Source organism: Singulisphaera chitinilytica (assembly GCF_049331405.1).
GTDB lineage: Bacteria > Planctomycetota > Planctomycetia > Isosphaerales > Isosphaeraceae > PoT.
Genome location: NZ_CP186274.1, coordinates 1,928,797 through 1,950,035 on the forward strand (window position 1 = coordinate 1,928,797; position 21,239 = coordinate 1,950,035).

The following is a 21,239-nucleotide window of genomic DNA, read 5'->3' on the forward strand; positions in this document are numbered from 1 at the left end:
GGGACCGAACGAACTTGTCGCGGACGGGCGGAGGGTTGATGATAGGGCTCGGCGGCTCCCCACGGGTCAGAGAATCATCCATCCCAATACAGCGAAGCGCTCATGACGAACTCGACCGCGAAGGCAGGGGGCGATTCATCGGACCCTAAACCCACTTCCTGGTATCAGGTCACACTCGCCGCCATCGGGGACGCGGTCCTGACCACAGATCCCATCGGCCTCATCACCTACATGAACCCCGTCGCCGAGTCGCTCACGGGATGGTCGGCGACGGACGCCATCGGGAAGCCCCTTGAGGCCGTCTTCCGCATCGTCAACGAGGAGACACGCAGGCCCGCCGAACAGCCGGTGAGGAAGGTCATCGACACCGGGGTCGTCCGCGGGCTCGCCAATCACACGCTGCTCATCGCCAGGGACGGGAGCGAACTCCCCATCGACGACAGCGCCGCACCGGTCTGGGGCGAGGCGGGTGAGCTTGTCGGCGTCGTCATGATCTTCCGCGACATCACGGAACGCAGGCGGGGCGAGCACCTCGTCGCCCTGGCCAGGGAGTTCGCCGAGGGCATCGTGACCACGGTGCGGGAGCCGATGCTCGTCCTGAACGCCGACCTCCACGTCAGGTCGGCGAATCGCTCCTTCTACGAGACGTTCCAGGTCCAGCCCTCCCAGACCGAAGGGCGGTTCGTCTACGAACTCGGCGACGGCCAGTGGAACATCCCAGCCCTCAAGGTGTTGCTCGAGGAGATCGTCCCGAATAACAGCACCTTCGACGATTTCGAGGTCGAGCACGATTTCGAGTCGATCGGCCCCAGGACGATGTTGCTCAACGCCCGCCGCTTCCCGCCCGAGGGGAAGTGGGACCTGATCCTCCTGGCCATCGCGGACATCACCGAACGCAAGCGGTTCGAGATGGAGCGTGAAGGCCTCCTGCGAGATGCCAGGGAGGCACGAGCCTTGGCCGAGGCGGATGCGTCCAAGCTCGCCGAGGCCGACCGGCACAAGAACCAGTTCCTGACCATGCTCGCCCACGAGCTCAGGAACCCCCTCGCCGCCGTCCGGAACGCGGTGGAAGTCGCCACCCGCTCGGGGTCGAAGGAGGACCTCGAATGGAGCCGGGACGTCACGGCCCGCCAGGTCGGCAACTTCGCCCACCTCATCAATGACCTCCTGGACGTCGCGAGAGTCACCGAGGGCAAGATCCTGCTGCGCAAGGAACTCTTCGACCCGGCCCTGGTCATACGCCACGCCATCGAGGCGGTGAAGCCGATCGTCGCCCAGCGGAAGCACGAGCTGCTCCTCTCGTTCACGTCGCCCGACCTGAAGCTCGAGGCCGACTCGACGCGGCTCGAGCAGATCCTCGTCAACCTCCTCACGAACGCCGCGAAGTACACGCCGACCGGGGGCCGCATCCAGCTCATCGTCGGAGTCGAGGGGAAGGATGTTGTCTTCCGGGTCAGGGACAACGGACTCGGCATCCTGCCCGAACTGCTCCCGAGGATGTTCGACCTCTTCGCCCAGGGAGATCGCTCGCTCGACCGCTCCGAGGGAGGGCTCGGGATCGGGCTCACCCTCGTCCGCTCGCTGGCGGAACTCCACGGCGGCACCGTCACCGCGTCGAGCGACGGCCCGGGCAAGGGGAGCGAGTTCGTCGTCCGGCTCCCCGCCGCGGAGGCCCGGGCCGAGGCGGAAAACGCCGGGACGAAGGCGGCCGAGGCGACGACGCAAAGCCACCGGATCCTCGTCGTCGACGACAACGTGGACACGGCGACCGGTATGGCCCGACTCCTCAGGTTCTCAGGCCATGAGGTCTGGGTGGCCCACAGCGGCGAGGAGGCCCTCGAGGTCGCCCGCGAGCATCGGCCCGAAGTGATGCTCCTCGACCTCGGCCTGCCCGGCATGGACGGCTACGAGCTGGCCACGGCGATCCGGGGAGAGGGATGGAGCAAGGACTCGGTCCTGATCGCCGTCTCCGGCTATGGCGATGACCTGGCGCGAGACCGCTCGAGGGCGGCGGGGTTCCATCACCACCTCGTGAAGCCGGTCAACTTCGACACCATCCTCGCCATGATCGGCGGACCCTAAAACGTCTTGCCGGATTGCAAGGGGAAGAAAAGAACGGAGGAAGCTCAACAATCGGGGGCATGATCGGCGTCGTCTGGACAGCTGAAATGGACCATTGGTCACACTCATCAGGAAGAGTCGACATGGCGGGGAGGCGTTTCCAGATCACCCTGGCGGACTTGCAGGACGCCGAGCGTTGGTCACCGAACCTAAGTTGTTCGGGTATGCCTCAAGTTGTTAGAGGCGACGGACGCGCCGTCCGGGACGCCTCCGAGGATTGGGGATCACGCATGAACAGAAGGGCGAGAGGGTAGGACGGTGCCGCCTCACGCTCACGAGCAACGACGCCGATTACGCCGAGAGGCCCATCGCCTCTGAGATGGTCGACGTCTCGAGGGCATTCAGGCAGACCCACGGCGGCGATATTTACGACGTGGCCCAGACCATGTCCGACTGCCCGGACTTCATCTTCCGGCGTGAGTGGCTCGACCCGCGGGGCTGACTGCACATCCGGGCCATGCGGGCGGTGGGGATGCCGTAGGGAACGAGGTCGCGATGAGGTTTGTGGCTAGATTTCCCGCCCTGGGGCTGCCGCCGTATCGTGCTCATGCGACAGATCTTTCGCCCTTGACATCGAAGCTCCTGCCGCCTCCCCGACTCGACTTGACCGCAGAGCTGGGGACGACGACAATTGTCTTCTTGCATCTTGCCCGCCCCGCATTATTCCTCCCCCCCCGCTCCTCTGAGATGCTGGAGCTTCTCAGCCCGAGTTGACGACGTTGTCCTCGGACCTTCCCAGACGATAGTCCAGCCGGCGTGCCCACCATGGCCTCAGAACGACTCCGGTTCCTCCACGCGTTCCTGGCAGCCATCCTCGCCAAGCAAGTCAAGCCACATTTTCAGCCAATCGTCTCATTGCGCGATGCCACGCTCGTCGGCTTCGAGGTTCTGGCTCGGTGGGTCGACCCCGAGTTCGGCACCGTTAGCCCCTCTCGCTTCATCCCCATCGCAGAGAGCGAGGGAATCCTTTACGACCTCACCAAGTGCCTGATCCGCCAGGCATTCGCCGCCGCCGCTCGATGGCCCGAACGCCTGTTCCTCGCCGTCAACGTCTCGCCCGCCCAGTTGCAAGGCGACGAGCTCCCTCGCCTGATCTCCGACTCGGCCAACGAGCTCGGCTTCCCTCTCTCGCGACTCCATATCGAGATCACCGAGACCGCCGTCCTCAAGGACCCCGTCGCCGCACGCTCCATGGTCGATCGCTTCCTGGGATTCGGATGCCACATCGTCATGGACGATTTCGGCACCGGCTTCGCCAGCTTGACATGGCTCCAATCCCTCCCGTTCACCAAGATCAAGATCGACGCCAGCTTCGTCCGCTCCATGATCGAGCATCGCGAGAGTCGCAAGATCGTCGTCTCCGTCGTAGGACTCGGGCAGAGCCTGGGGCTGTCCGTCGTCGCCGAGGGCGTCGAGACCGAGGCCCAGGCCGACCTACTCCGGCAGATCGGATGCGAATTCGCACAAGGTTTCCTCTTCGGGGCCGCGGCCCCGGCCGAGGCCGTCCCCGCCCTCATCGAGGCGGCCACCACTTCGCCCGGATCTCTTGCCAGGAAACTCTCCCTCGAGCAGCGATCATGCCAGATCACCGCGATCTATAATGCCCCCGTGCTCGCGATCGGATTCATATCACCCGATCTCATCATCGTCGACGCCAACGAAATTTTCGCCAGGCGCCTCGCTTCCACACGCATGGGAGTCATCGGGAGCCACATCTGCGACGCCTTCCCGGATCGCGAACACTGCTTCGAATTCTACCGCCGCCAAATCTCGAGCTCGAACCCCATAAACACCTTTGAGCTGGACCTGCCCAGTGGTGGGACCGACCTGGTCGTGTTGCAAGGGGTGAATGATGAGGCGGGCGAATTTCTAGGGTATTCCTTCATCGGGATCGACGTCACGGAAAGCAAGCGAATGGGTGCCGCCCTCCGTGAGGCCGCCGGATACCCTCCCGGTACTTCCCCGCCCCCCGCCGGCCAGTAAGTCTCGTGAGTCGCCCGGCAATCCACATGCTGCCACCAGCAACGTGGCGGTGTCGGATGGTTCCACCGCCTTTCCTGGGAGTAGCGTTCATCGGGTCGAGAATTCCGTTCCTGCCAATATTAGGCCGAAGATTGTGAACCCGGATCTTTAAGCTGTACCCTCTCGGTTCCTGATTCCTGGGAAGGAGATTCCTGGTGGATCGTCATCATATCGCTGCTTTCGGCCGATAATGACACATCCTTCCCATGGTTTTCGTGAAACTGCCGTTCTCTTAATTTTCCCTAAGAAGGCCGCCGATGCGCACAACCTCTCTTCCAATCTACTAAAATATTGGCTAGCGTATTGGGCGGCCGGGCGACGTTGCCCGCCCGCGTGCTTCTCGTCGAGGAATCCCCCCTACCTCCGGGCCGCGAAAGGAAGTTCCGAGCTATTCAGCTGCGGAGGCCATAACCCGTGATCATCTACCTCGCCTATGCGATCCTGCTGGCGACCACTCTCGTCGTGGCATCGAGTGCCACTTCTCTCGCTAGTTCGCTCCTGTCCCGCAAACGCAGTTGTCCACGGTGTCGCCACTCACTGTCTCTGACCCGCAAGCCTCGCAATAAGTTCGATCGGCTCGTGGGGCGTTTCGTCGACTCCAGGCGATACAAATGCCTGGCGTGCCAATGGACCGGCCTGCTGAGGCATGAGGCCGGTGAAGTGCGTTCCGATTCCGGCACCACCTTGGAAATCGACAAGTCCTTGGCGACAGCCCTGTAGCCGTCAGTTGGCCTCGCGGCCGACGGGACGAATCCCGATCGCGTCCTGTCGGCTGCGGGCATGATCCGGCCGAACTCGCTGACGGATTCCGGATCGGCCCATCGGCATGCCCCTGCCGACGCAATCCGACTCGTCGATGCATCGAGGGCCGAGACTGGCCAGGGCGATCCCAGCCTCTTCCTTCAACTCTCTCGCCGCGTCGAACAGGCTACGGTCGACATCTTCCGTGTACTTCTCTTTGGGGATGGACCAGCGGACCCGGCCCGCCGCCGCGTCCTTGCGGCTGTGGACGAGGAGGATCTTGTCGCCCGTGGTGAGGCCGATCGGCGCAAGGGTTCGCTCGGCCATCCCTTCCCCTCGAACCTGCATATCATCTCGGGCAATCGCGGCCAGGTCGCACTCTACACGATGGTCGCCGAGGCCAGGCGGGCGGCATCCGCGACATCGAGTCGGTGAAACGGAAGACGCCTGCGAATCCTTTCTCCCGCTCCGGCGTCTTCTCGTACACGAACTCGCTGCAATCCTTCAGTGGGCCGACCATGTCGATGATCGGGACGGGTTCGACGACCAGGCCGAACCACTCCGGGTGATCGTCGAAACCGGACACCGCGGAGGTCACCATCCCACCTCGATCAAACCAGAGCGAGCACGGGACCTTCTTCATCCCGTCGAACTGGAGCACGCATCCGGCGAATGGCCCGTTCTCCATCAGGACTCGCATCGGCGCTGGATCGACGGCCGAGGCCTCCATCGCAACAACGGGCATCCGATCAACTGGCGGGCTTGACCCTTGGCGAGACGGAGGCTCAGGCCCCACGCTTATCGAGGTCGTGAGCTGAGCGTCGAATTGACCGCCCTCCGGGCGAGGAAGGCCAGGCGGTTCTTCGCGGACATCCGTGCTCGGCGGTTCCTGGATGGGACCTCTCGCCTCTGCTGCGAGTCGGCTCGAATCCTTGGCCAGGCCGCCCAGTCGGCCGATCTCGGCCATGTGCTCACGATCCCGGCTCACGGCACGCCCGCCGATCTTGCCGGCCTCGGAAGCCTCCTGCGAGTTGAATTTGTGGGCCCTACCGGCGATGTGGGCTAATCGCCCACCCTGGCTGGAGATCGCCCGCCGCTTGTCCGGGTCCATGCTCGCGAACCCTCGACGACTCTTTCCCTGCATGGTGCCTCTCCGCGATTAGATAGATATTTAGGCAGGACTCGCCGGCGATTCGAGCTGTCCAGGCCGCGATTCTCATCCGAACCGGTCCCGATCATCGAGGTCTGATTATCTCAGCGGACCTTCGCAGCAACCATTGGGACAAACGGGAAATAACCGGTGGGGCTTTCCCTGGCACCCGACGGCGGAGCCTGACTCTCGGGCATTCGATCTCCGAGCATTCTCGCCTCACGCACGCAGAATGTGCTTCAAAATCCGAGAGAGTCGATCGGCGATCTCGGATTCGCGCATTCTTTAAACAATAAAGTCATGTATAAGATGTATCGAAAATACTCAAGTTTCAATCATATGTATGTAATTGAAATTTGATAATTTATGTACTTCCATTACGATCACTGTGGATGCACGTGCAAATCAGGCTTTAGCATCGGGGGGTGACATGGCCGCGAGCACGGTGGAGCGACGCAGGCCGAGGATCGAGGGCGTGATCAACCTGCGATCGAGCCACGCCTTCCGCGACTGGCTGCCCGGGTTCGCCCGGTCCCGCAAGGCCACGATGCCGGACACCATCGCTCACGGAGTCGTCGCCCTGGCGAAGGCCGAGGGGTTCAAGCCCGAGGCCCCCGGGAGTTGACGGGCCCTCACATCGCACACGTTCAGGAGGTTGTCGGAAGTCGGGATCAGTCTTGAAATCGACGCCCGCGAAGCGGGTGGCGGCCGAGCTGGGCGATCCCTCGCTGGAGATTGACGGCGAGGAGATCATGCGTTCGGACGAGCGGTGCCGCCGCGGTGTCCGATACCACGTCTGGTATAGGCCGGGCCAGATCATCAACAAGCTCCAGGACGTCAGGAGGTCGCCGGTGTGGCGAGCCCACGTCGAGCGCGAGGCCTGCCGGTTCTTCCCGGCGTCCCGCTCGTGGCCCGGCGTCAACGCCATCTCCTTCGAGTCCGGGCGGGGGCTCCTCATGGGCCGCTACTCGATCAGGTGCGAGTTGAACCTCGAGGTGCTGACCCTCCTCGGTGGCGGGCCTTCTGCGAACCTGGCGCTCATCGACCACCCCGTCGGCGATGCGATCCTCGTCAGGCATTGTGCCTGACCGACGCGTCTGCGTACGCAGCAAAGGAGTCCCGATGTTTGACATGAATCAGGGCCATTTCTCCCGGAGCTTCATCGAAAACCAGGAGCGGCAACAGGCGATCCTCGCCGCAAGGAACAACCTGATCCAGAAGGCGAATCAGAAGCGGGTCGACGCCGATGACCGGCAGGGAGGCCATCTCCCAACTCGACCAGAAGCACGCGACGGACGTGTCGCTCCGCACGAAGGTCCAGCAGGCCAAGCTGGACGAGGCGAAGATCCCATCTGCAATGCCCCTTCAATATAACAAGGAGCTCGATCTCCAGGCCCAGACGCGGCTCCAGAAGCGCGGCGAGGGCAAGACTCTCCGGGTGCTGCGGCCGGCGACTGGTGGACCGGAACCCTGGCGACCGGCGGCGGCCTGTTCCTCCCGAGCGGCGTCAGTTCCGCTCAGCAGGGCCGACGCATCCGGATCGAGCAGGAGAAGCGTGCCATCCTCCAGGAGAAGGGCATGAGCCTGCCCGGCCGCCCCGAGGACACGTCGCTCCTGGGCGGGTATGACATGGGCTACCTGAGCTGGATCACGAATGGCAACCAGGGTGTCAAGCTGGAGGCCATCACGCTGGGAGGGGTCATCTTCACCTCCGTCGAGGCGCCCGAGCGATTCGTTCGAAGGCTCGACGGGGAGGATCCAAAGGTTGTCCCAAGAGGCGTCGGGAACTGAAGAAGCGGGAAGCGTTCGAGAAGGCCCGCCGGATGTTCGGCAGGTAAGTTACGCCCTGCTTCGTCGAAGCTCGCGGAATTCTGCAACACCAAGACGACCGCCGCAGCGGCCGGCCTTCAATGGTGGAAGGTGTCGACCCTGATCGAGGAGCATCGCATCCCCGTCCGCAAGACAGGCCGCATCACGATGGTCACGCCCGAGGGCCTGCCCAGACTCATCGAGGCGCTGAAGAAGCACCCAGGAATCTCCGAGCACTTCCTCCTGGAGAACTGACGAAGGCGTGAGTGATCGCGACATAATCACTCACGATTTCTTGCACTCGAAGTGCGCAATTTAACGAGTGCCTTCTGATACGATGTAATCGGGGCATGTCCTCTCGTTTCGGTTGATTGGACAGATCGGACACCATAGAAAGGAACGGAGTCATGGCGGGGCCGGACCCGTCCAGGAAGAGGCGGCGGCCGAAGGGGTGGAGGGGCAAGTTCATCGCGGGCCTATCCGAGCACGACATGCCGAGGGTGACGAAAGACACGGGGTAAGAAAGGAACAGACTGCACACATTTAAAAGAGGCGAGGCCGAGACACATGAGACACCCAAAAAAGAGGCAAGCCCTGGCCTTGGCATACGCCGCCTGGGTGCCCTTGCGGCAACGCCGGCTGCGATCGCTCCTCGGGGCAACTCGGGTCCGCCCTCGACGGCGAGGCGTGGGCCCTGGGCCTGCGCGATGGCCCTCGCCGGCCTGGCCGTTGCGGTAACCCACCCAGATCGAGACCCGGCCGGTGCGGAGCTCTCCTACACGGGCGTACGCCTCAATGAGGAGCCCGGGGTCGGAAGCGAACCGACCACCTCCGGGAGCGGGCTGGCTTTTCACGGCTTGGCGAAGTCAATCGCCCCGAGCCATTGGCCAGGCGTCTCGGCGAGCTACCTATGCATCTAGCCGGGCCCCTCACCTCCCATCCTGCTCGTCGTAGCCGCGGGTGCCCATAGACGACTTCTCCCCGAGCGACTATTGCGACAGAGCTGTTCAAATGGGACTCTCGTCCTTGGGTAACTCTTCCTCGAGCTGCGTCCCCTTCGGGCCCCGATCCTTCCAGCCGATGGTGACGGCGAGATTCGCCGACGTCGCGATCCTCGTCAGGACGAAATCGTCAGCCAGCCCGGGGAAGTCCGCTTGCTTCTCCAGCTCGACGGCGAGGGTGAAGTTGTCGTCCCCATTCAGGAGCGACAGGAAGGCCGGCTTGCCGATCTCAATCTTGATGTGCTCCATGAGCCCGGCATGATCGCTGGCATCCTTCAGACGGCCGATCTCCGTGCCATTGATGGAGACCCGGTGCCCCTGACGCTGGCCCCACGTCTCGATATCGTGGGTGGTGAAGTGGAACGCCATGACGTCCGATTTGTCGTCGATCCAGGAGATGCGGAGCGGCAAGACGAGTTGATGACCGATGTACGTGGCGTCCTGGAAAAGCCCAGGATTGTCGCCGAGGTGGTAATTACCGCTGATCACGAGGATCGGTTTCGCTGGCATGAATCTATCCTGGCCCTTGTCGTGCTCTCGGTGGTCGATCCGATTGATCGGCCGGGAGCAACCACTTTAACCGGGAAGTCGAACGAGAGTCGCCACAAAAGTGGGAGATGGCTCGGACCTTGCGCCACTCGCAGCCCCCACTTGCGCCGATCGAGGCCGGGACTTCCCCCATCCGTTGACCAAGGGGGGTGGCATACCGAAGTCGAGCCAGGACTTCGGTGCCAAGGCCAAGTGGGCCACGACCACGTGGCCTTCGGCAAGATGGTCCAGTCCCTGCCACCGGCCACGGGTCGCTACGGCAGGACCGTGGCCGAGGTCCGCGTGCCCGATGGGCGATAGCTCAACCGAGAGCTCGTTCGTGACGGCTGGGCCTGGTGGTATGACGCGTACGCCAAGTCCGACGGGGAGATGAAGAGACTCGAGGACGAGGCCAGGACCGCCAGGCGAGGGCTCTGGGCCGACAAGGCACCGATACCGCCGTGGGACTGGCGGAAGGGCGGGGCGGACGTCCAGGCGGCCGGGTTCATCGGGAACAGCAAGAGCCATCTCTACCACGCGGCGAACTGCAACGCAGTGGGGAAGATAACGGCGGCTCATCGGGTGACATTTCAGGACTTCGGCCGAAGCCGAGCAGGCGGGATACCGCAAGGCGAAGGATTGCCACTAAACCGAGTCTCCCAAAGGGTTCGCCTAGGGCAAGAGCGCCGATCGGCGCTCTTGGGATGTGTCCCCTCGAACCCTGCCACCACCTTTGCTCTTCCGCAAACATGGTCGGTGTGGTTGCTTCCAAGAATTAACAGGCCCCAAGTGGAGATCGGAGTCGACCGCGAGTCGCTGGAACTTTCCCCGGTCTGATACACGCGAAGAGCAATCCGGGCAGCGTGCGAGGGGAAGGGCATCCGGTCAGTTACGCAAGGGGTCCCGGTGGAGGGCCACTGCACGGAAAGGGATGGTATTCATAAGATTCGCTGTCAGCAGCAAGTTCGTGCCCTTGCATACACTCTCGCACTCGAAGCCTATGCCGGTGAATCGATCCTGGACGGCCGCCGAGAGTTGACGGATGCTGCGAGCGAAGGTCCGCAGTTCGCCCCCCACGGCCGATCGCTCGACCGCCAAATACCAGGCGTCGTGCACCGGCTTGAGCGCCGCGGACTGGACCGCATCGCCGTGCCCGATCACCCATGCGTCGATCATGACGACCAACTCGACCAGCTCATCCACATCGAGTGACCTCATCCCGCATGACCTCCGTGAACAGCGTCGGCCTCGAATGACCCCATCGGCCTATCTCACCAAGCACGTCTCCACCGCTACACAAACCTAGACCCAAGGCCTCATTTTCAAGGGCCGAGCCTTGGACCTTGCGAGATCCATCCCTGGGCCACTCTCCCTGATGCACCCGCCGCCGGCGAGACGGCTGCCGACCGTTGGTGGCTCACAGGTCGCAGATGTCGTCGGTTGCAGCCTGCCCGACCGTCGCGCTTGCCGGGTCCGACGCGAGCCCGGGACCGGGAGCATCCCGGCTCGCGAGAAGCCTCCGGGCCGGGATGCAGTTCCCCGACTGACGTCAGGGAAAGCAAGCCGGGATGTTCGGCTTGCATTGAATTTATAGGCAGGTGCCGGGAATATGTCAAACTTAAATAAACTGTTAAATGTTTTATTTGCTGACTTTTTATAATTCAGCAATATTAAGACGCGCGCCGGGTTCGACGGGGTGTCACCGCTTGCTCCTGTTCAGATGCTTGTCGATGACCTTCCCGGCAAACTCCACGCACTGGTCGGCGATGTCGGCGTCGAGCTGATAAAACGGCCTCTCGGCCGAGACGTGTTTCGCCTTCTCAACGAACCACGATGTACGCAGCGGGACCTGCACGTTCTTGGATCTCTGGAGGACCCGGCCTGCTGCTATCGACGTTGTGATAGCTTGGTCGAGAGCCGACGATCCGTACGGGCTACCTCCTACGAGATTCTCGTAATGGATCATCGAACAGCAATCCATGGCGAAGGCCAAGATCTCCTTCCTGGTCTCCTCGAGATCCCTCGAATAAACCCTCGTGGGGACGTTTTGCCCCTGAGCCAAGATCCCGATGAGGTCGATGAGCAGGCCTTTCCTCGTGCCTGCCCGGTTGCCGATGAGGACCGTCCCCGGCACAGGTCCGTTGAAGGCAGGCCGAGCGATGGCCGAGAGTAACGGCACCAGCCACACGGCCGCATCCTCTTCGGTGCGGAACGGGAAGTCTATGACCATTTCCCTCAGGCGGCCCTCGCGTCATTCTGCGTCGGCCTGTCCTTCACCTTGGGAATTGTGACTGTGGGCGCGTATAGCGTGCCCGTGTCGACGTCATAACCTGGTTCATCCATGAGCGATCCGTCGGGCCGAGGGAATGGACACCCAACGACTGCCATCAAGTTATGGAACCCGGGCCAATACGTTCGCTTGGTCACTCCCCTTACAAGGCATTCGGGAGGGCCGGTGGGATCCCTGTATTCATCGCCCGACCTCTTCTTCTTCATCGCGTAGAACAACGCGTTCTACGTCAGTTTGCAGCCGACGATAGCATGCTCCAATTCGATGACTCGGGGAGATCCCGCGATGGGATCGGCCACGCTCTCGGGTCTTCTCGAGACGACGTTGGAGCCTATCACCACTTCGACCAATGAGTCGCCGCGAGAGTAAAGGTCGGGGTCGGCCCATAGTGCCGCGAGGGTCTGATTGAGGACATCTTCTCGCCTCACCAGACCAAGATCTCGGGCAAAACAGACTCATGCTGTTCAGCAGGGCGATCTTTGAATGCTTGCGCTTCGGTGATTCTGAAAGATGATGGTTGCTTTTCAATCAATGCCAGCTTAAGGTCATTCATGACCTGTCCGGTCTCTCGTGAGCCTCCGAACCGCCCGCCGCTGGCCACGGCGGGCGGTTTCTTTTTGGTGTTCTCTGTCCGCGAGCAACGTTTGTGTTCGGGTGAGTGACTAAGAGCGCCGATTGGCGCTCTCAGATTCCGGGTCCGAAACCTGTGTACGGATCTTCCACGCAGGGCATGGCCGGCATGCCCGCCTCGGCGTCGGGTTGGGGCATGGCTAGACGCTCATCGCGTCGAGCTTTCGCTCGGCCGCCTCGTAGGCCTTGCGTCGTTGCGAGGCCGTTCGGCAGAGGCCCGCCTTGATCATCGCGGCCCTGACTGCCTTGAGCGCCAGAGGCCCGAACTGGGCGGCGGGGGTGTGGCCATAAAGCTTGCGGAGAGGCCTGACAGCGAAACGGATGTTGGCCGCCTGGCCGGTGGGTTGCCCGTCGGCCCGCCTGTAGTAGCCCTCGGCGAACTCGAGGTAGCCGACCATCAATTCGCTGACGGTGACGTCGGCGCTGCCCGAGGCCGGTCCCTTCGGCATGCGGCGGCCGTTGGCCATCCACTCGGCGAGGAGTCGGTCGTATTCGTCCCTGCTCTCGAGCGAGCCGAATTTTCCCAGATAGAAATCCCGGCCGTCCAGTGTGACGACGGCCTGGCCCGTGGGCTTGTGGAGCCGATACTGCGGGGTTCGAAATGCCAACGGAGCGGCCCTCCAATCCGGTAGTCTACCGGATTACTTGGAGATTGAGGCCGCTCCGCCGAATATTGACGGGTACGCTAAATCTGCGTTCGGCAAGAAGTTAGGAAAATCGGGGCGGCGGGATTTGAACCCACGACCTCTAGACCCCCAGTCTAGCGCGCTAGCCAAACTGCGCTACGCCCCGTTGTTGCCCGGCTCAAGGTTATTTCCTTGAAGGCGAGGTCATTGTAGAATTTCCGTCCGTCCTGTCAATGCAGACTTTGGGAGATTGGGCGACGTGAATTTTGCGGATCGGTTGAACCAGGCCATGGCTCGTGTCGGGAACCCGGTTTCGGTCGGGATCGACCCGAGGCCGGAGGACTTGCCCGCGGGGATGCTCGACGGGTTTGCGCCCGATCGCGCCGGGGTGGCGGAGGCTCTCCAGGTGTTCGGGAAGGGGGTCGTCGACGTCGTCGCCCCGCTCGTCCCGCTGGTGAAGTTCCAGGCGGCCTTCTATGAGGTCTATGGGCCCGAAGGCTTCGCGGCGCTCCACGCCACGGCGGCGTATGCCCGCGAGAAGGGGCTGCTCGTCATGATCGACGGGAAGCGGAATGATATCGGGTCGACGGCCGAGGCCTATGCCAGGGCCTATCTCGGGAAGGTGCCGGTCGGAGGCAAGTTCGAGGCCCCCTGGCAGGCGGATGCCCTCACCGTGAACGCGTATCTCGGGGGGGACGGGATCGCCCCCTTCATCAAGGTCGCCGCGCAGGAGGGGAAAGGGATCTTCGTCCTCGTGCGCACGAGCAACGCCTCGGCCGGCGATTTCCAGGACCTCATCGCCGACGGCAAGCCGATCTATCGCCACGTCGCCGAGAGATTGGCCGGCTGGGCGGCGCCTCATCGCGGGGAGTCGGGGTATAGCCTCGCGGGGGCTGTCGTCGGGGCGACGTATCCCGAGCAGCTCGCGGAGCTTCGCGAGGCCTTCCCGGGGATCATCTTCCTCGTCCCCGGATACGGGACGCAGGGGGGGAAGGCGGCCGACGTCGCCGCGGGGTTCGACGAGAACGGGTTCGGAGCCCTCATCAACAACTCGCGAGGGATCACGTTCGCCTACAACCGGCCCGCGGCGCTCTCGCAGTTCGGCAAGAACTGGCAGGGCGCCATCGAGCAGGCCGTCCATGACATGATCGAAGACCTGGCCGCCAATACCTCGGCCGGGAAGCTCCGCGACAAGCCGACATCTTGAGGGAATCGGGAGGGCGGAAGGGGGATCGACCCCCTTCCTTCGTCCTGCGGGATCGACTCAGGCCGGCAGGGATGCCAGGAGTTGGGGGAGGATCTCGCCCGACTTGCCCAGGAGGGCGTGATCGACGAACTGGCTCAACGCGGTCGTCTCGAGGTTGATCTCGATGACGGGGCAGCCGTGCTCGGCGGCGGTCAAGACCAGGCCGGCGGCGGGGTAGACGAGGGCGCTGGTGCCGACGACTAGGAGGGCGTCGGCCTGCTCGACGGCACGCTCGGCACGCTGCCAGACGTCCTGCGGGAGCGACTCGCCGAACCAGACGACCGCCGGGCGGAGGAGGGCTCCGCAATCGTCGCAGCGGGGCAAGGGGGGCAGCTCCACGCCATCGCGGTCGAACGTCTGGCGGCAACCGGTGCAGCGGACGTCAAAGAGGTTGCCGTGGAGCTCGAGGACGTCGACGCTCCCCGCACGCTGATGTAGGCGGTCGACGTTCTGGGTGATGAGCGTGAAGTTCGAAGAATAGCGGCGGCCCAGCTCGGCCAGGGCGAAGTGGCCCGGGTTCGGCTCAGACCTGGCGACGAGGTCTCGGCGGAACCGGTAGAACTCCCAGACGGTGGCGGGATCCGAGGCGAAGGCCTCGGGAGTCGCCAGGCTCATGGGGTCTCGGCCGTTCCACAGGCCGCCGAGGCCCCGGAAAGTCGGGATGCCGCTCTCGGCGGAGATCCCCGCGCCCGTCAGGACGGCGGTCCTCTTGGACCTGGAGAGGATCTCGGCGACGGTCTCGATGTCGGACATGGCTCACATCTCGGGGATGGCCCCGCGTTTCACGGCGCGGACGACCATGAAACTGCCCGTGCCCAGGAGGGCGAAGGGCATGGCCATCATGAACAGGACGCTCCAGTTATAGCCATCCTTGATCTCGCCGGCTTCGGCCGGCTGGGCCGCGACGGCTTCCTTGCAGTTGGGACAGGCCGACGCCGGGCGGATCGGGGCAACGAACAGCGCGGTCAGGAAGAGGGCCGATCGCCAATGCCGCATGGAACTTACCTCGGTCGGGTTCGTAGGAACGGACGGATGGACGGACTCGCGATGGCTCGCACTTCGGGCGGTTCAAACGGGCGGGAGACGCAGGAGGGTTGGAACGCCTGTAGGACGGAACAGACCCCTCGACGATATCTCTCGGCCCTTTTGGGGTCAACGCCGACGTCTTGCAGGTCGAAATTAGGTTATGCCGAGGCTCGGCCCGGACCCATTTCTCAAAGTTCTCCGCCCACCATCTTGAGTGGGAATAATGCGTGCGTCTCGGAATCCCGAGCCATCATGAACCGAATCGTGTCCGCTTCACGGATCCCTTTCGGATAATCCCGACGAATGAGTGACGATTCGTCGCAACAGTGACACGTCTGTCGCGTACTCCGTTCACGCCGGAAATTCTCGATAGATGATTTTCATCACCATTCCTGGGATAGTGTTCAAGATTCCGAAGCGGTATTCTTGACTATTGCAATAGACAAACTAAGTTATTGGTGTGGCTCGCGTGACAAGGACGTCGATATTCGATGGCGAAAGGAACAACGTCGAGCGACGAGCGGCAGAGTGACGGCCTACGAAGCGAGGTAGACTCCCATGACGGCGAAACTTTCTGCGAGCGTGTTGGTGCTGGGGCTGGTGGTGCTGGCGGCGGGGGCGGCCCCGATCGTCGACGGAGACCTGGCCAGGTTGCAGGGGCAGTGGGAGGCGAAGGTCGGCCAGAAGAAGGCCACCAAGGTCCGGCTCGAGATCAAGGGGCACACGGTCAACGCGACGTTCCTGACGCCGCACGGGATCAAGATCAAGGCCGAGGGCGAGGTCAACATCGACGAGTCGACGAGCCCCAAGGCGCTCGACTGGGTCAAGTTCACCACGCTCGACGGCGAAGAAGTCCCCGAAGTCCGCGCGATCTACCGGATCGAAGGCGATCGCCTGGTGATCCGCAGCGGCGGCTTCAACGACCAGCGCCCCAAGGAGTTCAACCCCGGCGAAGGCGTCTGGGCGGCCGTGCTCGTCTTCGAACGACCGATCCAGTGATCGCCCTGTCTTGAGCGCTTGAGGAGTGAGATTCGACGACGTCGTCGACTCGGTGTGGTTCGATCGGACGAAGCTGGGATTTGCCCGGCTCGCGATCGCCAAGAGGTAGGGAAGCTCGGCAATCTTTCCCGCATCGCGACCCGGGGCTGTTTCCCGGAACGTGCGGAGGGGCCGAGCCCCCGAATTGCTGCCGGCGTTCGAACGGGTCTCAGCCTGAGGCGAGCGGCATCTGGTAGAGCATCAGGTAGATCACGACGCCCGTGACCGAGACGTACATCCAGACGGGGAAGGTTACGCGGGCGATGCTCGCGTGGTGGTGCCACTGCTTGCGGATGGCCCGCAGGAGCGTCACCAGGATGAGCGGCACGATCACGACCGCCAGGACGACGTGCGAGAGCAGGATCGTGAAGTAGACGAGCCGGACCGGCCCCCGGCCCAGGAAGGGGACGCCGCCCCGGATCTGGAAGTGGTAGACGAGGTAGCAGCTCAGGAAGAGACCCGAGACCACCACGCTGGCGATCATGCAGACCTGGTGACCCCGGGCACGGCCGGTTCGGATCAGGAGCCAGCCGACGAGGAGCAGGATCGACGCGATGCCGTTGAGCGTCGCGTTGACGGCCGGGAGTTGGCGGACCCAGGCGGGGACGTCCTGGGTGCCCGGCGCGAGCTGCTTAGTCCGCTCGACGAGCTTGGTGATGGCCTCGGGGTCGTTCGAGTCGAAGTAGCCGATCACCTTGTTGTCGCGTCCCACGAGGGCGAGCCGGTCGCTGTGCGAGAAGGCCTCGGCGCCGGCGGCTTGCTGGTCGGGGCTGCTCGTGCTCAGCGCGAGCTTGAACTTGTCGACGATCAGGGCGTCGATCTCCGGCTTCGACCCGGTGAGGAACCACCAGCGGTCGGGGTCGGCCGAGAATTTCTTGGCGTAGGCGGAGAGGACCTCGGGGGTGTCGCGCTCGGGGTCGACCGAGATGCTGACGAGGAGCGCCGAGGAGTCCTTGAGCTTCTCCTGGAGCCCCTTCATGACGCTCGTGATCCGGGGGCAGGAGAGGGGACAATGCGTGAAGATGAACGAGGTGACCCAGACCCGGTCGGCGAGGTCGGCCTCGGTCACGGCCTTTCCCGAGCGTTCGGTCAGGTGGAAGGGGCCGAGCGGATAGGCGTTCTCGCCGAGGTCATGCCCCGCGCGCTGGTCCTTCGGGCGGATGGAGACGGCCGCCAGGCAGAGCCCGAGGGAGGCGAGCACGGTCCCGACGACGATGATCAGGCCAAGGCGATAGGAGCGATGCACGGTCGGCCAACCCGGGTGTGAGAGGAAGGTGCGGCTGGTTGCGGGCGAGGCGGGGCCTCTCCCTTCGGTTTTCGAATGGAGGTCGAGCCGGGCTCAGGAGCGGGCGTCGCCCTTGAGGATGCTGCGGTCCCAGGTCGCGGACGCGGCCGCGCCGGGCTGGACCGGGGTCGTCTCGATGTTCTCGAGGTCCGGGTTCTCCTCGGTCACGGGCTGGAAGGCCATGTCGGGGAGCAGCCCGGAGACGAGGGCGACCGCGAGGATCGCCGCCGGGATCAGGAACGCGTAGACCCAGCGCCCCTCGAACTTCAGGTGCATGAAGTAGAGCCCGACGAGCGCGGCCTTGGTGATCGCCATCGCCATCAGGCCGATCACGAGCATCAAGAAACTGAGCGGGAGGTAAGTCGCGTAGATGTACTCGGCCACCGTGAAGATGGCCAGGATGAAGAAGATCTTCATGTACGGCGCGTGCGACTCGACCTCCATCTCCTGGTCGTGGGTCAAGTTGGTCTCGGCCATGGGCGGAATCCCCTGAGGGTGGGCAGGGCCCTCGGTTCGAGAGGCCCCAGGCCCTTGGACGATCGGCTCGGATCGAATCGGATCAAACCAGATCAGATCAGGTAGACGACGGTGAACAGCAGGATCCAGACGAGGTCGACGAAGTGCCAGTAGAGGCCGACCAGCTCGACCGTGCTGTAGCTATTTCGAGTGTAGGCGCCGGTGAACCACGACCGCAACGTGATGAGGAAGAGCATGATCACGCCGGCGGCGACGTGGGCTCCGTGGAACCCGGTCATCGTGAAGAAGCACGAGGCGAAGATGCTCGAGTCGGGGCGGAAGTGCCCCGTGGCACTGATGCCGGGCGGGTAGTGGTGCCCGAACATTAACTGATAATACTCGTAGACCTGGACCCCCAGGAACGTGGCCCCGATCATGGTCGTCGCCGTGAGGTAGGTCGAGCCGAGGAATCGCTTGTTGTTCTGGAAGGCGCTCAGGGCCAGGACCATCGTCACGGAGGAACAGATCAGGATGAACGTGTTCACCATCGTGAGGTCGATGCTGAGCGGGTTCGTCATGAAGTCGTACGGCTTCGGCCAGTTGAACCCTGCGAGCGGCACGATGTTGGCCTCGGCCCCCGCGGCGGCGAGCCGGTCGTGGACCCCCTTCGCCTTGTCGGCAGGGACGCCGAAGAGGATTCCCGCCGGCAGGGAGTCGACGAGGTGCTCGGCCTGGTGCTTGCGGAAGGCCTTGGTGGCCTCGTCCTTGAGCTTCGCCGTCTCGTCGGCCTCGAGCTTCCGGTTCTCGATCGCGACGAGTTCCTTGTCGAGCTCACCCGCCTGCATGCGGTCGAGGACGGTGGCCTCCTCGACGATGGCGACGACCTTCTCGCGCGAGGAGCCGGCCGACTTGAGGATGAGCCCCTGGAGGCCCTTGGAGCTGGCGAGGTTGGTCGCCGGCGGGAAGAAGTTGCTGAACGAGTTCGGCGGGGTCCCCGCCCTGAGGACGATGTACGACCCGATCAGGCCCGTGAAGAACATGATCTCGGTGGCGAGGAAGAGCCACATCGCGACCTTTCCGGGGGTGACCGGAGGGTGCTGAATGGCGATCCTGGCCGCGGGCGTCACATGGCCGGCAAGGTCGGATCTCGACGACGGAGAATCGGAGACGTCTGCCATCTCTCATCCATTCTCGGGGAAAGGTGCCAACACGCAGGTCCGGAGGTTCGCGATGCGAGGGGGACGCGACCGTCGCGGTCAGGCCCCCCCGGCCGTGGACCTCGACGGACGCGAGGGTCCGTGGTCCGGCGTCTAATCAAGCGGGCATCGGGTTCAGCAGCAGGAGCAGGAGGATCATCGGCAAGTAGATGAATGACGCCTTCATCAGGCGACGGGCCGAGGCGTCGTCGGTCCTGGCCCAGAACCGCATCGCGCTCGCCAGGTAGTAGATTCCCAGCAGCAAGGCCCCGGCGAAGTAGACCGGGCCGGCCAGGCCGATGCTCGCGGGCAGGAGCCCCGCCGGGACGAGCGCCAGGGCGTAGACGGCCGCCTGACGGCCGGTGATCGCCCCTTCCGGGTCGACGGTCGGCAGCATCTTGTGCCCGGCCCTGGCGTAGTCGGCCCGGTAGATCCAGGCGATGGCCAGGAAGTGGGGGAACTGCCAGAGGAAGACGATCAGGAAGAGGGCCCAGGCCTCGATCCCGAGCCGCCCCGTCGCCCCCGCCCATCCGATCACCGGGGGCAGGGCACCGGGGATGGCGCCGATGGCCGTGTTCAGCGTGGTCCTCGGCTTGAGCGGGGTGTAGACGAACGCGTAGAGGAAGTACGTGACCGTCGCCACGATCGCCGAGAGGGTATTCACGCCGAGGGCCAGCATCAGGACGCCGAGGACCCCGGTGATGACGCCGAACCAGGCGGCCTCGGCCGGCGAGAGCCTGCCGGTCGGGAGCGGGCGGTTGGCCGTCCGCTTCATGAGCGGGTCGCGGAACCGCTCGAGGTACTGGTTCCAGGCGCTCGCGCCGGTGGCGACGAGGGCGGTGCCGAAGACGGTCAGGAGCAGCGTCGACGGGTGCGAGGCGCCTCGGGCGCCGAGCAGGAAGCCGGCGGCGACCGTCACGAGCACGAGGGTCGCCACGCGCAGCTTGGCCAGCTCGACATAAGCCGAGAACTTGGCGTTGAAGTCGGCCCAGGCCGACGAGTCGGGGGCCTCAACGATGGCCTGGCCGTTACCAAGGGACGCCGCCGTCTTCACGCCACTGCCTCCCAATCAAGAGCACCATTCGGTCGAGGGGCCTTCGACATCTCGCCCGAGGGGGCGAGGTGCCTGTAAGTCCGCAAGGTCAAGACGACGATCGCCGCCAGCAGCAAGGCGCCGTTGGTCTGGTGGCCGGTCCGCACCATCGCCTGCAGGAGGGTCACGGTCCTGGGGATGCCGTCGAACGGCCGTAGCATCCACCAGGCGGCGACGCCGAGCGCGAACTGGAGCGTCACCGAGATGCCCAGGGCCCTCGCCGACGGCAGGAGCGGCTTCAGCTCGTCCTTGCGACGCTCGATCCGGGTCGCGAGCATCCCCGCGTGGCTCCAGACGGCCAGTGCCACGAGCGCGTGCAGGTAGACGCCATGCTGGTGCGGGAAGTGCCGCAGCCAGGCCCCGATGGCGATCTGGACCGCCACCATGATGAGGGTCACGAGGGCCCGGCGCCGGAGGTGCCCGGTGTCGACCTGTCGCGACCTCGTCTCGATCCAGTCGCGACCCGTCAGCACGCAGAGGGCGACCATCAGGGCGAAGAAGGTCTGCCCCATGATCCCGTGCAGGGCGGCGAGGCCGGTCGAGTTCTGGGTGACGCGGGTCCCCCCCAGGATGCCCTGGGCGATGACCAGCACCAGGGCGAGCACGCCGAGGACCTTCATCCCCTTGCGCTTCTCGGCCACGAGGAACCAGACGGTCAGCACGATCGTCGCCAGGCCGACGGCCGAGCCGTAGAGCCGGTGCGTGTGCTCGACCTGGACGCCGAAGGGGGCGTGCCAGAAGTTGAACAGGAACATGTTGATGCCGAACGTCGTCGGCCAGTCGGGGACGGCCATGCCGACGCGATAGGTCGTCACCGAGCCCCCCACGAAGAGGAGAGGCAGGGTGAAGATCGCGCCGAAGATGGCGACCCAGTGCGGCCCTCGCTTGTACGAGGCCGTCGAGCCTGGGCTGCCAAGGGTCGGGTCGGGCGTCATTCGCGACTTCCCATCGTCGAAACCCGGGGGCCTCTTGCGTGAGGCC

At 64.1% G+C, this 21,239-nt stretch carries 23 protein-coding genes, 1 tRNA gene and 1 pseudogene; 11 read left to right on the forward strand and 14 right to left on the reverse strand.

The annotated features are described in order from the left end of the window. The first annotated feature begins 102 nt into the window (after window positions 1–102). From ACOYYX_RS07785 to ACOYYX_RS07795, 3 genes are all read left to right on the forward strand, one after another. A complete protein-coding gene (locus tag ACOYYX_RS07785) occupies window positions 103–2,082 on the forward strand; it encodes an ATP-binding protein (protein ID WP_422929364.1) in 1,980 nt (659 codons plus the stop codon). A 256-nt stretch (window positions 2,083–2,338) separates the two neighbouring features. Continuing rightward, window positions 2,339–2,563 (forward strand): hypothetical protein, encoded by a 225-nt coding sequence (locus ACOYYX_RS07790; RefSeq protein WP_422929365.1) that lies wholly within the window; start codon window positions 2,339–2,341, stop codon window positions 2,561–2,563. A 323-nt stretch (window positions 2,564–2,886) separates the two neighbouring features. Beyond that, entirely contained in the window at window positions 2,887–4,104 is a 1,218-nt protein-coding gene (locus ACOYYX_RS07795) for an EAL domain-containing protein (protein ID WP_422929366.1), read from the forward strand. 762 nt (window positions 4,105–4,866) lie between these two features. On the opposite strand, the gene ACOYYX_RS07800 is transcribed toward ACOYYX_RS07795, so the two are convergent. Both ACOYYX_RS07800 and ACOYYX_RS07805 read right to left on the reverse strand, forming a co-directional pair. Then, window positions 4,867–5,211, reverse strand: coding sequence for a hypothetical protein (locus ACOYYX_RS07800; protein ID WP_422929367.1), 345 nt, complete (start codon window positions 5,209–5,211; stop codon window positions 4,867–4,869). 22 nt (window positions 5,212–5,233) lie between these two features. Beyond that, on the reverse strand, window positions 5,234–6,028 hold the full coding sequence (locus tag ACOYYX_RS07805; protein WP_422929368.1) for a KGG domain-containing protein: 795 nt from the start codon (window positions 6,026–6,028) through the stop codon (window positions 5,234–5,236). Between the two features lie 436 nt (window positions 6,029–6,464). Between ACOYYX_RS07805 and ACOYYX_RS07810 the strand changes: the two genes are divergently transcribed. The 5 genes from ACOYYX_RS07810 to ACOYYX_RS07830 all read left to right on the forward strand — a co-directional run bounded on the left by ACOYYX_RS07810 (window position 6,465) and on the right by ACOYYX_RS07830 (window position 8,098). Next, window positions 6,465–6,659, forward strand: a complete 195-nt coding sequence (locus ACOYYX_RS07810; protein ID WP_422929369.1) for a hypothetical protein — start codon at window positions 6,465–6,467, stop codon at window positions 6,657–6,659. Between the two features lie 52 nt (window positions 6,660–6,711). Next, complete coding sequence (locus tag ACOYYX_RS07815; RefSeq protein ID WP_422929370.1) at window positions 6,712–7,122, forward strand: hypothetical protein; 411 nt, start codon at window positions 6,712–6,714, stop codon at window positions 7,120–7,122. 158 nt (window positions 7,123–7,280) lie between these two features. Next, the gene (locus ACOYYX_RS07820) at window positions 7,281–7,616 is read left to right on the forward strand and encodes a hypothetical protein (protein ID WP_422929371.1); all 336 of its coding nucleotides are present in this window, start codon (window positions 7,281–7,283) and stop codon (window positions 7,614–7,616) included. Further along, on the forward strand, window positions 7,613–7,825 hold the full coding sequence (locus tag ACOYYX_RS07825; protein WP_422929372.1) for a hypothetical protein: 213 nt from the start codon (window positions 7,613–7,615) through the stop codon (window positions 7,823–7,825). The genes ACOYYX_RS07820 and ACOYYX_RS07825 overlap by 4 nt, the downstream gene beginning before the upstream one ends. 129 nt (window positions 7,826–7,954) lie before the next feature. Then, on the forward strand, window positions 7,955–8,098 hold the full coding sequence (locus ACOYYX_RS07830; RefSeq protein WP_422929373.1) for a hypothetical protein: 144 nt from the start codon (window positions 7,955–7,957) through the stop codon (window positions 8,096–8,098). Between the two features lie 752 nt (window positions 8,099–8,850). On the opposite strand, the gene ACOYYX_RS07835 is transcribed toward ACOYYX_RS07830, so the two are convergent. Continuing rightward, window positions 8,851–9,354, reverse strand: a complete 504-nt coding sequence (locus tag ACOYYX_RS07835) for a hypothetical protein (RefSeq protein ID WP_422929374.1) — start codon at window positions 9,352–9,354, stop codon at window positions 8,851–8,853. A 396-nt stretch (window positions 9,355–9,750) separates the two neighbouring features. Here ACOYYX_RS07835 and ACOYYX_RS07840 point away from each other — a divergent pair. Further along, window positions 9,751–10,209, forward strand: a pseudogene (locus tag ACOYYX_RS07840) (hypothetical protein); the annotation flags it as partial. Window positions 10,210–10,257: 48 nt separating this feature from the next. Here the strand turns inward: ACOYYX_RS07840 and ACOYYX_RS07845 are convergent. From ACOYYX_RS07845 to ACOYYX_RS07860, 4 genes are all read right to left on the reverse strand, one after another. Then, complete coding sequence (locus ACOYYX_RS07845) at window positions 10,258–10,590, reverse strand: hypothetical protein (protein WP_422929375.1); 333 nt, start codon at window positions 10,588–10,590, stop codon at window positions 10,258–10,260. A 481-nt stretch (window positions 10,591–11,071) separates the two neighbouring features. After that, complete coding sequence (locus ACOYYX_RS07850) at window positions 11,072–11,602, reverse strand: hypothetical protein (protein WP_422929376.1); 531 nt, start codon at window positions 11,600–11,602, stop codon at window positions 11,072–11,074. Between the two features lie 830 nt (window positions 11,603–12,432). Then, the gene (locus tag ACOYYX_RS07855; RefSeq protein ID WP_422929377.1) at window positions 12,433–12,900 is read right to left on the reverse strand and encodes a hypothetical protein; all 468 of its coding nucleotides are present in this window, start codon (window positions 12,898–12,900) and stop codon (window positions 12,433–12,435) included. Between the two features lie 109 nt (window positions 12,901–13,009). Next, window positions 13,010–13,084 (reverse strand) — tRNA-Pro (locus ACOYYX_RS07860). A 93-nt stretch (window positions 13,085–13,177) separates the two neighbouring features. Here ACOYYX_RS07860 and pyrF point away from each other — a divergent pair. Next, window positions 13,178–14,125, forward strand: a complete 948-nt coding sequence (gene pyrF, locus ACOYYX_RS07865) for an orotidine-5'-phosphate decarboxylase (protein ID WP_422929378.1) — start codon at window positions 13,178–13,180, stop codon at window positions 14,123–14,125. A gap of 57 nt (window positions 14,126–14,182) precedes the next feature. Here the strand turns inward: pyrF and ACOYYX_RS07870 are convergent, their stop codons facing one another. Both ACOYYX_RS07870 and ACOYYX_RS07875 read right to left on the reverse strand, forming a co-directional pair. Beyond that, on the reverse strand, window positions 14,183–14,917 hold the full coding sequence (locus ACOYYX_RS07870) for an SIR2 family NAD-dependent protein deacylase (RefSeq protein WP_422929379.1): 735 nt from the start codon (window positions 14,915–14,917) through the stop codon (window positions 14,183–14,185). A 3-nt stretch (window positions 14,918–14,920) separates the two neighbouring features. Then, on the reverse strand, window positions 14,921–15,160 hold the full coding sequence (locus tag ACOYYX_RS07875; RefSeq protein ID WP_422929380.1) for a hypothetical protein: 240 nt from the start codon (window positions 15,158–15,160) through the stop codon (window positions 14,921–14,923). A gap of 588 nt (window positions 15,161–15,748) precedes the next feature. On the opposite strand from ACOYYX_RS07875, the gene ACOYYX_RS07880 reads away from it, so the two are divergent. Beyond that, window positions 15,749–16,189, forward strand: coding sequence for a TIGR03067 domain-containing protein (locus ACOYYX_RS07880; RefSeq protein WP_422929381.1), 441 nt, complete (start codon window positions 15,749–15,751; stop codon window positions 16,187–16,189). A 208-nt stretch (window positions 16,190–16,397) separates the two neighbouring features. On the opposite strand, the gene ACOYYX_RS07885 is transcribed toward ACOYYX_RS07880, so the two are convergent. The 5 genes from ACOYYX_RS07885 to ACOYYX_RS07905 all read right to left on the reverse strand — a co-directional run bounded on the left by ACOYYX_RS07885 (window position 16,398) and on the right by ACOYYX_RS07905 (window position 21,193). Further along, complete coding sequence (locus tag ACOYYX_RS07885; protein WP_422929382.1) at window positions 16,398–17,474, reverse strand: DUF420 domain-containing protein; 1,077 nt, start codon at window positions 17,472–17,474, stop codon at window positions 16,398–16,400. A 93-nt stretch (window positions 17,475–17,567) separates the two neighbouring features. Continuing rightward, the gene (locus tag ACOYYX_RS07890) at window positions 17,568–17,990 is read right to left on the reverse strand and encodes a cytochrome C oxidase subunit IV family protein (RefSeq protein ID WP_422929383.1); all 423 of its coding nucleotides are present in this window, start codon (window positions 17,988–17,990) and stop codon (window positions 17,568–17,570) included. A gap of 92 nt (window positions 17,991–18,082) precedes the next feature. After that, window positions 18,083–19,147 carry a cytochrome c oxidase subunit 3 gene (locus ACOYYX_RS07895; protein WP_422929384.1) on the reverse strand — a complete coding sequence of 355 codons (1,065 nt, stop codon included), beginning with the start codon at window positions 19,145–19,147 and terminating at the stop codon, window positions 18,083–18,085. A gap of 136 nt (window positions 19,148–19,283) precedes the next feature. After that, on the reverse strand, window positions 19,284–20,219 hold the full coding sequence (gene cyoE, locus ACOYYX_RS07900; protein ID WP_422929385.1) for a heme o synthase: 936 nt from the start codon (window positions 20,217–20,219) through the stop codon (window positions 19,284–19,286). Further along, window positions 20,216–21,193 carry a COX15/CtaA family protein gene (locus tag ACOYYX_RS07905; RefSeq protein ID WP_422929386.1) on the reverse strand — a complete coding sequence of 326 codons (978 nt, stop codon included), beginning with the start codon at window positions 21,191–21,193 and terminating at the stop codon, window positions 20,216–20,218. Before ACOYYX_RS07905 ends, cyoE begins: the two co-directional genes overlap by 4 nt. Between the last annotated feature and the right edge of the window lie 46 nt (window positions 21,194–21,239).